General features: G+C 58.9%; 14 protein-coding genes. 2 read left to right on the plus strand and 12 right to left on the minus strand.

The features are described from left to right. The first annotated feature begins 21 nt into the window (after positions 1-21). Positions 22-510, plus strand: a complete 489-nt coding sequence (locus DTQ13_RS00555; protein ID WP_248460738.1) for a hypothetical protein — start codon at positions 22-24, stop codon at positions 508-510. A gap of 21 nt (positions 511-531) precedes the next feature. Here DTQ13_RS00555 and prfA read toward each other — a convergent pair whose 3' ends face one another. The 6 genes from prfA to DTQ13_RS00585 all read right to left on the minus strand — a co-directional run bounded on the left by prfA (position 532) and on the right by DTQ13_RS00585 (position 7,620). Next, the gene (prfA, locus tag DTQ13_RS00560) at positions 532-1,605 is read right to left on the minus strand and encodes a peptide chain release factor 1 (protein WP_043559958.1); all 1,074 of its coding nucleotides are present in this window, start codon (positions 1,603-1,605) and stop codon (positions 532-534) included. Further along, positions 1,602-2,852: a histidine--tRNA ligase gene (gene hisS, locus DTQ13_RS00565; RefSeq protein ID WP_248460739.1), complete on the minus strand. Its 1,251-nt coding sequence runs from the start codon at positions 2,850-2,852 to the stop codon at positions 1,602-1,604. Before hisS ends, prfA begins: the two co-directional genes overlap by 4 nt. Next, on the minus strand, positions 2,852-3,973 hold the full coding sequence (ispG, locus tag DTQ13_RS00570) for a flavodoxin-dependent (E)-4-hydroxy-3-methylbut-2-enyl-diphosphate synthase (protein WP_043559955.1): 1,122 nt from the start codon (positions 3,971-3,973) through the stop codon (positions 2,852-2,854). The genes hisS and ispG overlap by 1 nt, the downstream gene beginning before the upstream one ends. 72 nt (positions 3,974-4,045) lie before the next feature. Next, complete coding sequence (locus DTQ13_RS00575; protein WP_248461256.1) at positions 4,046-5,218, minus strand: RodZ domain-containing protein; 1,173 nt, start codon at positions 5,216-5,218, stop codon at positions 4,046-4,048. A 72-nt stretch (positions 5,219-5,290) separates the two neighbouring features. After that, positions 5,291-6,340 carry a nitronate monooxygenase family protein gene (locus DTQ13_RS00580; RefSeq protein WP_043559951.1) on the minus strand — a complete coding sequence of 350 codons (1,050 nt, stop codon included), beginning with the start codon at positions 6,338-6,340 and terminating at the stop codon, positions 5,291-5,293. Beyond that, on the minus strand, positions 6,337-7,620 hold the full coding sequence (locus DTQ13_RS00585) for an aspartate kinase (protein WP_043559949.1): 1,284 nt from the start codon (positions 7,618-7,620) through the stop codon (positions 6,337-6,339). Before DTQ13_RS00585 ends, DTQ13_RS00580 begins: the two co-directional genes overlap by 4 nt. A gap of 127 nt (positions 7,621-7,747) precedes the next feature. Between DTQ13_RS00585 and ubiG the strand changes: the two genes are divergently transcribed. Beyond that, positions 7,748-8,512, plus strand: a complete 765-nt coding sequence (ubiG, locus tag DTQ13_RS00590; protein WP_043559948.1) for a bifunctional 2-polyprenyl-6-hydroxyphenol methylase/3-demethylubiquinol 3-O-methyltransferase UbiG — start codon at positions 7,748-7,750, stop codon at positions 8,510-8,512. A 63-nt stretch (positions 8,513-8,575) separates the two neighbouring features. Here the strand turns inward: ubiG and DTQ13_RS00595 are convergent, their stop codons facing one another. The 6 genes from DTQ13_RS00595 to galU all read right to left on the minus strand — a co-directional run bounded on the left by DTQ13_RS00595 (position 8,576) and on the right by galU (position 13,787). Further along, positions 8,576-9,817 (minus strand): lactonase family protein, encoded by a 1,242-nt coding sequence (locus DTQ13_RS00595; RefSeq protein WP_081563215.1) that lies wholly within the window; start codon positions 9,815-9,817, stop codon positions 8,576-8,578. Between the two features lie 116 nt (positions 9,818-9,933). Beyond that, positions 9,934-10,416 carry a DUF2147 domain-containing protein gene (locus DTQ13_RS00600; RefSeq protein WP_166651602.1) on the minus strand — a complete coding sequence of 161 codons (483 nt, stop codon included), beginning with the start codon at positions 10,414-10,416 and terminating at the stop codon, positions 9,934-9,936. Further along, positions 10,394-10,654, minus strand: coding sequence for a glutaredoxin 3 (grxC, locus tag DTQ13_RS00605; RefSeq protein ID WP_081563490.1), 261 nt, complete (start codon positions 10,652-10,654; stop codon positions 10,394-10,396). Before grxC ends, DTQ13_RS00600 begins: the two co-directional genes overlap by 23 nt. A gap of 32 nt (positions 10,655-10,686) precedes the next feature. After that, entirely contained in the window at positions 10,687-11,436 is a 750-nt protein-coding gene (locus DTQ13_RS00610; RefSeq protein WP_248460740.1) for a ComF family protein, read from the minus strand. A 57-nt stretch (positions 11,437-11,493) separates the two neighbouring features. Further along, positions 11,494-12,903: a phosphoglucomutase/phosphomannomutase PgmG gene (gene pgmG, locus DTQ13_RS00615; RefSeq protein ID WP_248460741.1), complete on the minus strand. Its 1,410-nt coding sequence runs from the start codon at positions 12,901-12,903 to the stop codon at positions 11,494-11,496. 14 nt (positions 12,904-12,917) lie between these two features. Further along, a complete protein-coding gene (gene galU / locus DTQ13_RS00620) occupies positions 12,918-13,787 on the minus strand; it encodes a UTP--glucose-1-phosphate uridylyltransferase GalU (RefSeq protein WP_043559938.1) in 870 nt (289 codons plus the stop codon). Positions 13,788-13,905: the final 118 nt, after the last annotated feature.

Raw genomic sequence — 13,905 nt, forward strand, 5'->3', positions numbered from 1 at the left:
ATCATCCAGGAAAACCAGACGATGACCATAGCCCGTTTCCTGCGCTCCCTGCCTGTTTCACTCTGCCTCGGCATCCTGATGCTGCCAGCCGCAAAGGGTGAAACTGTCGGGCCCATGCCGGATGGACCAACGGGGGGCAGTTTCACCGTTCATGACGGACGTGCGCCCGATGAGGTGTCAGAGTCGACACGCCTCTATCTCAATGGTCATCTGGCAGCGACATTCCGCCTTGACCTCGCCCATGCTGATGATAGTGCCGTGATCCCTCTGCCTCTGGGCCGTGTTGATATTCCCTATACTCTTTGCGGCACCGTTACCGTCATGCATGATGGCAAGGCCGAAACACGGGACGTGAGCGGAGATGGTGTCCTCCATAATCCGGACGGCCATTATTTCGAAGCCGTGGGTAGCGAAAATTTCCGAGATTTCTTCCTGATGGATGAAAACGATCCGGCTGCTACCGATCACCACAACGGCAACTCCTCCCGCTGCCTCTCCTCCAACAGCTGATCACCCTGCCCAGGGGACTTGTCAGGAACTGCCGATTTCCGCCGCCAGCAGGGCCATCTGCTCATGGTGGGTCAGGGCGCTGACAATCTCGTCAAACTCGCCACCCATGACCTGATCAATCTTGTACAGAGTAAGATTGATGCGGTGATCTGTCACCCGCCCCTGGGGGAAGTTGTAGGTTCTTATCCGTTCAGACCGGTCTCCTGTACCAACCTGGGATCTACGGTCGGCTGCCCTGCTGTCATGCGCCTTCTGCCGTTCCGCCTCATACAGGCGGGCCCGCAGAATCTGCATGGCCTTGGCCTTGTTGCGGTGCTGACTTTTTTCTTCCTGCATGGCCACGACAACACCTGTCGGCAGATGCGTGATACGGACAGCACTCTCCGTCTTGTTCACATGCTGTCCCCCTGCACCGGAGGCCCGGAACACATCAATCCGCAGGTCTTCTTCATTCACCTGCACATCAACCTCTTCCGCTTCCGGCAGCACAGCAACGGTAACGGTAGATGTATGGATGCGTCCCTGGCTTTCTGTCGCCGGGACACGCTGGACACGATGCACGCCGGACTCATATTTGAAACGGGCAAACACGCCTCGCCCTGTAATGGTGGCCATGCCTTCCCGGATGCCAGAAAGCTCACTTTCCGTCAGGGACATGACCTCGAAACGCCAGCCATTGCTCTCGGCAAACCGACGATAGGCCTCGAAGAGTTCTGCCGCAAACAGCGCTGCTTCATCCCCACCGGCAGCGGGGCGGACCTCCAGAATGGCGCTCCGTTCATCAGCATCATCCCGAGGCAGAAGCGCCAGCTGCATGGCCTGCTCCAGAGCGGGCATCACGGCCTCGACCTCTTCCAGCTCAAGCTGGGCAAGCTCCTTCATCTCCGGGTCCTGCACCAGAGCCTGCGCCTCTTTCTGACGCTTCTGAGCAGCCTGCCACGCCCGGATGGCTGCCACAGGTTTTTCCATGGCAGCATAGTCCCGGGAAAGACGGGCAAACTCGTCTCCACTGGCCTCACCAGAGGCCATCATTGCCTGCATTTCCTCAAAGCGGGCAATGATCTGCTCCAGCTTATGCTCCATAGCCGCACTCATGAGGCTCGGGCACGCTCCAGGATAACAAGGATGTCCGTCACGGGCACTTCTTCCTGTTCCCGTGATGCCAGATGACGCAGCTGCACGACATCCCGTGCCAGATCATCATCCCCCAGGAAGAGCGCATGTGTCGCCCCGGACTGCACAACACGGTCCATGCGTTTCTTCATGTTGCCCCGTGTCTCGATCGAGACAGCCAGACCACCATCCCGCAACGCCCGGGAAATGGAAGCGGCCTTGAGCAGGGCAGCTTCTCCCATCGGTAGGATGGCCACATCACTGACCTCCTCAGCCGGAGCATCAATCAGAGCGGCGAGACGTTCAACACCAGCGGCCCAGCCGATGCAGGGCACGGCAGGGCCGCCCATTTCTTCAACCAGCCCCTCATACCGGCCACCGGCCAGAACGGTCCCCTGCGCACCAAGCTTGTCCGTAACAAACTCGAATACGGTATGGCTGTAATAATCCAGCCCACGAACAATTCGGGGATTCTCCACGAAAGAGACGTCGAAAGCCTTCAGACCAGCCTTCAGCTCCTCCCAGAATGTACGGGATTCCTCATTGAGATAGTCATCAAAAGCTGGTGCATCAGCCAGAAGGGCCCTGTCCTGCTCTGCCTTGCTGTCCAGAATCCGCAGCGGGTTGATTTCAAGCCGTGACCGGCTGTCCTCGGAAAGGCGATCCTCATGCTGGCGGAAATAGGCCACCAGAGCCTCCCGCCATGCCATGCGGCTGGCCTTGTCACCCAGCGTGTTCAGCTCCAGACGCAGATCATCCGCCAGACCAAGCGAGACCAGAAAGTCCCGGGCCATGGCGATGATCTCGGCATCACGGAAGGCACTTTCCGCACCGATCAGCTCTGCACCGATCTGATGGAACTGACGGAAGCGCCCTTTCTGCGGCCGTTCATAGCGGAACATTGGGCCCGTATAGAAAATCTTCTGTGGCAGGGCCTGTGTCAGCGCATTGGAAACCAGCGCACGAGCCACACCCGCCGTTCCCTCCGGACGCAGGGTCAGGCTCTCCCCTCCCCGATCCTCGAACGTATACATTTCCTTGGAAACAACATCCGAGCTTTCCCCCAGAGAGCGGGCAAAAACATGGGTGTCCTCAAAAATGGGAGTGGCCCACTGGCTGAAACCATAACGGCGGAAGACCGTCCTGCCCGTACCAACAACATGCTGGTGGCGACGCATCTCCTCGCCCAGCAGATCCCTCGTCCCCCGTGGCGGCTGAAACCGTGCCATCAGTGCGCTGCCTTCTCGGCCGTTCCGGCCTCAATGGCAGCCACACGGGCTTCCACCAGCTCCACGATATGGTCGATCATGTTCTCAGCCGGCATGGTATGGTCCTGCTTGCCCGCTGCATAGACCATGTGCCGACCAGACCCGCCACCTGTCACACCGATGTCCGTCATCAGCGCCTCACCAGGCCCGTTAACCACACAACCGATGATGGAAAGTGTCAGCGGTGTCTTGATGTGCTGAAGACGGTCCTCCAGCGTCTGGACCGTATCCACCACATTGAAACCCTGACGGGCACAGGACGGACAGGAAATGATCTTCACACCACGGTGACGCAGGCCGAGCGATTTGAGAATGTCCCAGCCCACCAGCACCTCTTCTTCTGGAGGAGCAGAGAGGGAAACGCGCATCGTGTCACCCACACCAGCCCAGAGCAGATTGCCCAGCCCGAGGGCAGACTTCACCGTCCCCGCCCGCTTGGAGCCAGCCTCCGTAATGCCGATATGCAGCGGATGGTCACAGCATTCTGCCAGCTGCTTGTAGGCCGCCACGGCCATGAAAACGTCAGAAGCCTTCACGCTGATCTTGAATTCATGGAAGTCATGATCTTCCAGAATCTTCGCATGTTCCAGCGCACTTTCCACCAGTGCTTCCGGCTTCGGCTCGCCATATTTCTCCAGCAGATGCCGCTCCAGAGACCCAGCATTGACGCCAATACGGATGGAGCAGCCATGATCACGCGCTGCCTTGACGACCTCACGCACACGATCGGCACTGCCAATGTTACCCGGATTGATGCGCAGGCAGGCCGCACCGGCCGCCGCTGCCTCGATAGCCCGTTTGTAATGGAAGTGAATGTCCGCCACGATCGGCGCATTGACTTCTTCCACAATGGTTTTCAGGGCCTTCGTGCTGGCCTCATCGGGACAGGATACACGGACGATATCCACACCGGCCATTTCGGCCTTGCGGATCTGAGCAATCGTTCCTTCGATATCCGTTGTCAGCGTGTTGGTCATGGTCTGCACCGAAACAGGTGCATCGCCACCAACGGCAACATTACCAACATAGATCTTCCGTGATTTACGGCGTTCAATATGCTGATAGGGACGTAAACTGCTCATCAATAACCTCTCCGGGTCCTGACTGGACTGACCCATGATAAACGTGGCCGCCTCATGGACGGTCACAGAATTTTATTGGCTGCGCTTGTCCACCGGTCCCGGCACCTCACCGGCCCCGGTGGCCAGGGAACCGTAACCATAATGGCCCTGCTCCACAGATGCTGCATCGACCGTCACGTTACGGACAACCCTGCCACGCAGCCCTAGGGGAGCGCTTACAACATTCCCCGCCTGAAAAACAACACCCCCGGCATTGCCGCTCGTCACACGATAGGTTTCACCAGCAGTCCCCTGCCAGCTCTCTCCCTTCTTCAGCACACGAACCAGCAGAACCTTGCCAGAGGCATCCGTAACCTGCACCCAGCTGTCTTCCCGGGCCAGTATTGCAACTCTGTCAGCTGCTTCCTGACTCGGAGCAGGAGCCTGCTGCGCTGGCGTTGGCTGCGGGGACTGGGTCTTCGATGTCTCCATGGCAGACGGGGCATTCCCCGTCACACTGTCACCAGAAGACGAACCGGCCGGGTGATCACCCTCATTGTGAAGCACCTCATTACCCGCTGCATCAACAGTAGAAGGCATGGCCGTAGCAGAAGGAGAAACAGCCTCCGGCGCTGGCGGCAGATCAGGCGTATCTTTCGGAGTATCCCCTGCCCCCGTGGCCGCCCCCGGGGTACCAGAAGACAGAACCGGTGCTGTGGGCCGCGCCGTGGCAGACTGCCCGGCTGCTGGAGACGGAACAGTCGGCTGTGTGGCAACAGGCGGTACCGCAGCCGCTGGCGTTTCACCAGTCTCTGCCAGATGGGACGGCAGAACGGACGAAGCCAGCTGCCCATGGGAAGAGAAGTGATACCACCCGGCATATCCCCCGGCGATCACCACCAGACCAACAGCCAACAACACCCAGAGACCGGCTGAACGTCCTTCCTGAGGGCCGGGAAGAACCAGATGGACGCTCTGACGTGGCGGCGCAAGAGACGACAACTCCTGCCTGGCCTGCTGCATGAACTCCTCGCTCTCCATCCCCAGAAGACGGGCATAGCTCTTGATGAAACCAAGGGCATAGACCTTGTCTGGCAGCTCGGCATAACGCCCGCCTTCAATGGCCTGAAGTGTTGCAAGCCTTACCTTCAGGTAAGCCTCGACATCCTCAAGCCTCCAGCCCAACTCTTTGCGTCGGGCCATCAGGCGAGCTCCCAGAGTGGCCGATGACTGACCGGCCATATTCTGCCTTGCTTTATCGTCCATCACGTCACCCCTCTTCCTCATCTGACCAGAGCTCCAGTCCGAACACAGCGCTGTCTGTCCAGTATCCTGCCGTTACCGTGCAACCGCCGCATGGAGGCGCTTCTCACGCTTCTGGAGGGCTTCTACAGCCTGATCCACCAGCGTGGTGATGATATCCGCTACCGGGCGGATCTCCTTGACCATGCCGACAGACTGCCCGGCCATCATGGATCCGTTTTCCACGTCACCTTCAATGACGGCCCGGCGCAGAGCCCCAGCCCAGAAATGTTCGATTTCCAGCTGGGCAGCTTCCCGCTCGATCTCTCCTTTGCGGAAACGCTCGATCACATCCGCCTGATGGGTCATGAAATGGCGCGTAGCTGCATTGGCCAAGCCACGCACGGGAATGACAGGAAAGCGCTCATCCAGCTGCACGGACATCACGGCATCACGGGCATTACCCCGACGGAAGGCCTCCTTGAAACGCTCATGGGCGATGCTTTCCCGGGAGGCTGCAAACACTGTCCCGAACTGGCCACCGGCTGCCCCCTGCTCCAGATAGGACAGGACGGCATCACCACGGCCAAGGCCACCCGCAACGAAAACAGGCACTTCCGTGATGTTGGGCAGGATTTCCTGCGCCAGAACATTCAGGGAAACCGGGCCGACATGACCGCCCGCCTCGGATCCCTCAATGACCAGAGCCTCAATCCCCAGCTTCACGAGCCGCTTGCCCAGAGCCAGCGCCGGAGCAAACCCCATGACCCTAGCGCCGCCATCCCGCACCCGGCGGATGGTCGCACCGGTCGGAACGCCGCCAGCCAGCACGACGTGGGTCACCTTGTGGGCCAGACAGACATCCACCAGCGCATCCAGCTTCGGATGCATGGTGATGAGATTGACGCCAAAAGGCTTGTCTGTCAGCGCCTGCGTGGCAACGATCTCTTCCTCAAGCCGCTCCGGCTCCATCGCACCGCAGGCAATCACACCAAAGCCGCCTGCGTTGGAAATGGCCGATACCAGATTCCGTTCACTGACCCAGGACATGGCCCCGCCCAGAATGGCATACCGACTGCCCAGGAAATCACATCCCGGTTTCCAGAGCTGGTCCAGCGTCTCGCGTGCGTTTGCTTCCCCGCTCATGCCTGTGCTCCCTCGGAGGCATCAAGCCCATAGGCGGTGTGCAGCGCCCGCATGGCCAGCTCCATATATTCTGCATCGATCAGAACGGAAATCTTGATCTCGCTGGTGGAAATGACCTGAATGTTGATCCCTTTCTCGGCGAGTGTCCGGAACATGGTGGTGGCCACGCCCGTATTGGACCGCATCCCCACGCCGACCACGCTGATCTTCACGACATTCTGGGATGTGCTCAACCCGCCAAAACCGATCTCGGCACGCATTGCCTCCAAAATCTGGCAGGCCCGGCTCTCATCCCCCTTGCTGACCGTGAAAGTCATGTTCGTGCTGCGATCCGCACCGATGCTCTGGACGATCATGTCCACATTCAGCCCTGCAGCGGAAAGAGGTTCGAAGATTCTTGCCGCAATGCCCGGCTCGTCAGGTACCTGTCGGATGGTGATCTTCGCATCATCCATGGAATACGCAATACCGGTCACCAGCTTCTTTTCCACGCTTTCGTCCTCATCCACTACAATGGTTCCGCTGCTGTCATCCGTCTCCACAAAAGAGGACAGGACACGCACATGCACCTTTTCCCGCATGGCCAGCCCCACGCTGCGGGTCTGGAGAACCTTGGCACCTACGGATGCCAGCTCCAGCATTTCCTCATAAGTGATCCGCTCGAGACGGCGGGCCTGCTTAACAATCCTTGGGTCGGTCGTGTAAATGCCATCCACATCCGTATAGATGTCACACTGGTCCGCCCTGATGGCAGCCGCCAGCGCAACGGCGGACGTATCGGAGCCACCACGGCCCAGTGTTGCAATACGGCCTCTGGCATCCACTCCCTGGAACCCGGCGATCACGGGCACGATACCTTCATCCATGCATTCCCGCAGGGCACGCCCATCTACATCCTCGATGGCGGCGCAGCCATGGGCTTCATCCGTCAGCAAGGGAATCTGCCACCCCTGGAAAGAACGGGCCGGCACACCCAGCGCCCCCAAAGCAATGGCAAGCAGACCGCTCGTCACCTGCTCGCCAGACGCCACAACAGCGTCATATTCCGCCGGATCAGCCTGTGCATCCAGCGAGCGGCAATAATCCACCATCTGGTTGGTCACGCCCGACATGGCAGAGACGACAACCGCAATGCGCTGTCCTCTGGCTCTCTCCTTCCGGACCTTCTCAGCCACGATGCGGATGCGCTCCAGATCCTTGACGGACGTCCCGCCAAATTTCATCACGACCGTGCGGGGCGCGGACCGTGTTACATCATCCGAACAGTCGTGTATGGACATCGGGGAGAAAGCTCCAACAATAAGGCTAGCATCACATAAATATCCGTTCCACATAGCTCTCCTGCCCTTTCGCGTCTAGCCACAACATGGCAGAAAAGCACCATGAAAGCCGGGAGGACCGCCAAGAATGTCTGTTTCATCACCATCATCATCCAACGGAGCAGGTAACGGAACATCATCTGTTATCAATGATGAAATAATTCAGTTCAGTGCACTGGCCAAAGACTGGTGGAACCCGAAAGGACCCATGGCCCCGCTCCATGCCATGAACCCTCTGCGCACCTCCTGGATTGTCCGGCATCTGCCTGCCTCGCTTTTCCATCTCCCCGAACTGCCAACCCTGCTGGATATTGGCTGCGGTGCCGGACTGGCGAGTGAGCGCTTCGCCACGCTTGGTTTTGATACTCTGGGCGTTGATGCCAGCGAAGACGGCATACAGGCCGCCCGGGCACACGTCGCCCTTCACCCCCTGCCGCCGCAGGCCGCCCCCCTGCACTATCTATGCAGCAGTGCCGAAACCCTTCTTGAGGAAGGTCGGCAATTTGACGTGATCTCTGCCCTGGAGATCATTGAACATGTACGGGACCCGCAAGTCTTTCTCTCCCTGCTATCAGGCCTGGCAAAGCCGGGCGGGTATGTCGCCATTTCCACCATGGACCGCAGTCTGCGCTCATTCCTCATGGCCAAGCTGGGGGCGGAATATGTGCTGCGCCTTCTCCCTGTCGGTACCCATGACTGGAAAAAATTCATCCGTCCGACAGAACTGGACAGCATGGCCAGGCAGGTCGGGCTACGCCTGCTGGACCTCAAGGGGCTGTCCTTCCGGCCGCCACACTGGCAGGAGAGCCACGATACCAGCATCAATTACATCGCCCTCTTCCAGAAAGACTGACACTACCAAAAGAAAAGGCGCCACAAACAGGCGCCTTTTCTACTTCACGAGGGAAGAGACCTCTCAGGAATCCGCCACCATGAAGGCAAACGTCGTCGGGCTGCCGACGGCGGTAAAGTGGTTCATGAAGACAGGCTTGCCGGTCTCACGATCCACACGGAAAGCCGTGACGGAGTCAGAGCGCTGGTTGGCACAGAACAGGAATGACCCGCTCGGGTCGAACATCATGGCACGGCCATAGTCGGCATGCATCCAGACCTCATCCTCCAGCGTCAGCGTGCCATCCATGCCAACGGAAAAGACCGCCAGGGAGTCACCCAGACGGTTGGAAACATAGACAAACCGCCCGCTCTCAGCGATCAGGATTTCCGCAGCCAGCGTGGACCCGCGGAAGTGGGAGGTCACGGTGCTGACGGACTGAATCTGCGTGATGGCGCCTGTCTGCGGATCAAACTTGGACACCACGACCTTGGAGTTCTGCTCACAGAGGTTGTACAGCACACGGCCCGAATGATCGAACACGAAGTGACGGGGGGCAGAACCCGGTTCCATGTCGTAGAACGGCTTCTGTGCCGGGATGAGCTTGCCTGTGGCCAGGTCCAGCTTCCAGACATAGACACGGTCCAGCCCGGCATCATCCACCAGAACGAACGCACCGCTCGGATCGGTCGCAATCATGTGCGGATGGGCACTGGAATGATCGGAAACGGCAAAATTGCCTTCCGGATTGTCTGCCGCCCGTTCCGGCTGCTTCGGCCCGCTGTTGTGGACCACATCCGTAGCCTTGCCCAGTGACCCATCAGCATGGATGGGCAGGACAGCCACACTGCCACCCATGTAATTGGCAACGAGCAGATACTTCCCGGATGGATGGACACTCAGATGGGCCGGGACAGCACCACCGGAGCTGACAGTGTTGATCTTGGCCAGTGTCCCATTGCGGGTATCCACGGAGAATGCCGTCACAGAGCCACTGCCAGCCTTGTCGTAATCATTGATCTCGCTGAGAGCGTACAGGAACTTCCGGTTGCGGCTCAACGTAATGAAGGATGGGCTGGGAATGTCCATGAACGTGGCAACCGGTGTCAGAAACCCGGTATCACGGTCCATCTCGAAGACAGAGATTCCCTTGCCGTTACCAGCTCCCCCCGGAGGACCATGCTCCGTATAACCACCAACAAAGCACAGGATACGGGGCAACGGCCCCTTCTGGGCCTGGGCTGCCCGCAGAGGCGACAGGGCCGTGGCGGCCCCTAATCCAGCAAGCGCCAGAGTAAACCGGCGCCGGGAAAGACTCTGTGACATAACGTATTACTCTCCTTCAACTTTGCCCCTACGGGAAGAACGGGCCAACGCTACCAAAAAAGGCCTCTCTCCATAAGAGCCATTCATCATAGGAAGAAAAATGACTGGAAAATCAATCAGTTTATCTTCATGCGGCACTGCCTGCCGATCACCGGGGCCGCAATGCGGCTCCATGTCTGCGTTTCACCAAACAGACTCAGCCCTACATAGCCACGCAGCTTGAGAGTATCTCCCTTCCCCTGCCACATGATCGCCTGGTAGGTCCGCCCGCTCCTCGGGTCCAGAATCGTCCCATGCCACTGTCCATTCTTGCGGCGCTTCATGTTGCTGATGATCTCGAGCCCACATTCCGAACGTCCCCAGACATCCTTTTCCGGCTCGGCCTCCGTATAATCCATGCCCACCAGCCAGCCGCAGAGACGGCTGGCATCCGACGGACAGGGCGCAATACTGAAAATGCCGTCTTTTTCCTCTACCAGCCATGTCCCGACCAGACTGGATGCCGCCTGAGCCTGCGCACGGGATACCGTGACCATCACACCCCCAGCAAGAACAAGAACAGCGGCGAACAACGCCCTAGCCGCGGCCCAGCAAGGCATCAAGCTGTCCATCCTGCTCCAGCTGCATGAGCTCACTGCACCCTCCTACCGCTTTGCCGCCAATGAAAATCTGCGGCACTGTCGTCCCTCCTCCTGAACGTTCCCGGGCTGTTTCCCGCTCCGCAGAACCACGAGGGGCATGGATTTCCTCAAAGGGAACATCCTTGGACTGAAGCAGGCTGATGGCCCGGACACAGTAAGGGCACCCTGGCTGCGTGTAGATTTCAACTTTTGGCATGTAACAATCCTTTCTGGTCTCAAAGCCGGATGTCATGCCAGTGTCACCCGGGCTGCCACAAGAATATCCACGGAAAGGCAGCCATGCTCAAGCAATGCTTTTACACAGACCTCTGCCGTAGCCCCTGTTGTCAGGATATCATCAACCAGCACGACCCGGCGCCCACGCAGCAAACTCCAGTAACGGGGCCGCAGCGTGACAGCTCCCGCCATCTGCCTCCGCCGCCCCTGCCGGGAGAGCCCTGCGAGAGATGCAGTCCTGAACCGCCGTTGCATCGCATCTGGATAACAGGCAAGCCCTTCCCGTCGGGCAAGGGCCATGGCCATCAGGGCCGCCTGATTATATCCACGCTGCCACAAACGCCCACGATGCACAGGAACAGGCACAAGCACCACATCCGGTCCTATCAGGTCCCCCCCTGCCCGGGCCATGAAATGGGCCAGAGCTGCAGCATGTTCTGTCCGGCTTCCATATTTCAGTCCCATGACAAGGCTGCGGGCCTGTCCTTCATACAGAAAAGCCGCCCGTGCCCTGTGCCATGGCGGTGGAGACCTTTCACAGTCTGCACAAAGCATCCCACGCTCGGCCATCTCCTCCTGCGTGATGGGCAGGGCACAGGCATCACAGAAGGGAGAATGGACAAACCGGAGCCCAGCAAAACAGCGCCCACACAGAAAGCCACCACCCGACGCCACTTCCTCCCCGCATGAAACGCAATTGGGCGGAATGAGCCAGTCCAGCACATTCCGCCCAAGCCATTTACTTCTGCAAAGCCAGTCCACCTTTTCTCAGAGCACCGCCATCCTCAGAAACGAGATGGCGGTGCTTCCCCCGAGGTCTCAGTGTCCGGCAACGGCAGCGTCAAAATCCGGCGCCTGAAGCCCAGAGGCCTCCAGCTGACTGACAAACGCCTTCTTCAGGCGGGCCAGCCCCTCATGAGACTGCGCCTCAATACGCCCGACAAGAACCGCCTGCGTATTGGAAGCACGAAGCAGCCACCAGCCATCAGGCGTATTCACACGCACGCCATCCACGGAAGACACATCAGCCCCTTCCTTCTTCAGGCGCTCGGCCACTTCCTTGATGACATCAAACTTGCGGGTGTCATCACAAGGGAAGCGCAGCTCCGGCGTGTTGACCATCTGTGGCAGGGCCTCCCGCATGTCTGCCAGAGTGCCGGGCAGACGGGCGACGATCCCAAGAACACGGATCGCCCCATAGAGGGCATCATCGAATCCATACCACTTATCGGCAAAAAAGATATGCCCGGACATCTCACCCGCCAGAGGAGACGACGTCTCGGCCATCTTGCTCTTGATGAGGGAGTGCCCGGTCCGCCACATCAGAGGCTCACCACCAGCCTTGCCGACTTCATCAAACAGCACCTGACTGGCCTTGACGTCTGCAATGATGGTCGCTCCCGGGTGTTTCTTCAGCACGTCACGGGCCAGCAGAACGAGAATCTGATCCCCCCAGAGAATCTCTCCCTTGCCATCCACGACGCCAACCCGGTCGGCATCGCCATCAAAGGCCACGCCAATATCCGCTTTTTTCTCACGGACGGTCCTGATCAGATCCTGCAGGTTCCCCTCGACGGTCGGGTCTGGATGATGATTCGGAAAGGTCCCATCAATTTCAGGGTACAGGACCGTATGCTCACCAGGCAGCTTCTTCACCAAGCGGGTCAGCACCTCACCAGCAGCGGAGTTGCCATTGTCCCACACGACCTTCAGCGGCCGCTCCCCGTCATAATCCTTGAGAAGACGCTCAATATAGGCTTCAGAAGGATCAATCGTCTCGACCTTCCCTTCTGCCTTGGGCACGACGTCACCCGCTGCGGCCAGACGGCCAACCTCACGGATCTGCTCGCCAAAAAACGGCTTGCCCTTCAGCATCATCTTGAAGCCGTTATGATCCGGTGGATTGTGGCTGCCCGTCACCATGATGGCACCGTCAGACTCCCCCGTGACAGCCGCATAATACAGCATCGGGGTCGGCCCACGCCCGACACGGCGCACCGTCACACCGGAATCCACGGCACCACGGACCAGTGCCTCCTCCAGTTCCGGCGATGACAGGCGGCCATCATAGCCCACCGTCACCACGCTCCCACCGCCCCGGCGGATCATGCTCGCAAAAACACGGCCCAGCGCATAGGCATCCTCGGCATGAAGGGTTTTCCCCACAATGCCGCGAATATCGTATTCCCGCAGGCTGGTCGGCTCAAAATGATGCTTGAATCCCGTCATGAGCTCACATCCTCTCAGGCATATTTCTTCAGGAAGGCACGCACGTCATCTTCCAGGTCTTCACGCTGGAGCGCCAGAGCAACCTGAGCCTCGAGGAAGCCCAGCTTGCTGCCACAGTCAAACCGCGTGCCTTCATAACGCAGACCATGGAACGGCACCTTGCCGATCATCTCGGCCATGGCATCCGTCAGCTGCACTTCACCACCCACGCCGGTTTTCAGAGCGGACAGTGGCTTGAGCACGTCAGCTGTCAGGACATACCGGCCAATGATGGCAAGATTGGAAGGAGCATCTGCCGGAGCGGGCTTTTCAACCAGTCCCTTGACCTCCACCTTGCGCCCATCATCCTCGCCAATTTTCAGAATACCGTAGCGGTCCGTCCACTCCCGGGGGACCTCATCCACAGCAACCACATTTCCCCCTGTCTGATGGTAGACATCAGCCAGCTGGGCCACACAGCTGCGCCCACCCTGGACGATGTCATCCGGCAGAAGAATGGCGAATGGGTCATTCCCGATGAAGTTGCGGGCGCACCAGATGGCATGACCAAGCCCCAGAGGATTCTGCTGGCGCACAGCCACCAGTGAACCAGCCTCCACACTGCTGCTTTCCAGAGCCTTGATGGCGGACGTCTTTTTCCGCTCTTTCAGGGTACTTTCAAGCTCGTAGGCAATATCAAAATAATCAATCAGATTGTCCTTGCCACGGGCCGTAACCAGACAGAACTCCTCAATGCCGGCAGCACGGGCCTCATCAATAGCGTACTGGATAAGTGGTTTGTCCACGACGGGCAGCATTTCTTTTGGCATGGCCTTTGTTGCTGGCAGGAAGCGTGTCCCCAGACCTGCAACAGGCAGAACGGCTTTTTTCAATGGCTTGATCATCTCAGCTCTCTCTCGGTCTGTCTGCCCTGCCTTCCATCATCCGACAGAGCACTCATCCATCAATCTCGGCATAAGGCGGCTGCTCACAGGTAAACAGGCCGCCACGCAAGATGTAACC

The sequence above is a fragment of the Parasaccharibacter sp. TMW 2.1888 genome (genome assembly GCF_023167265.1).
Taxonomy (GTDB): Bacteria; Pseudomonadota; Alphaproteobacteria; order Acetobacterales; family Acetobacteraceae; genus Bombella; species Bombella apis.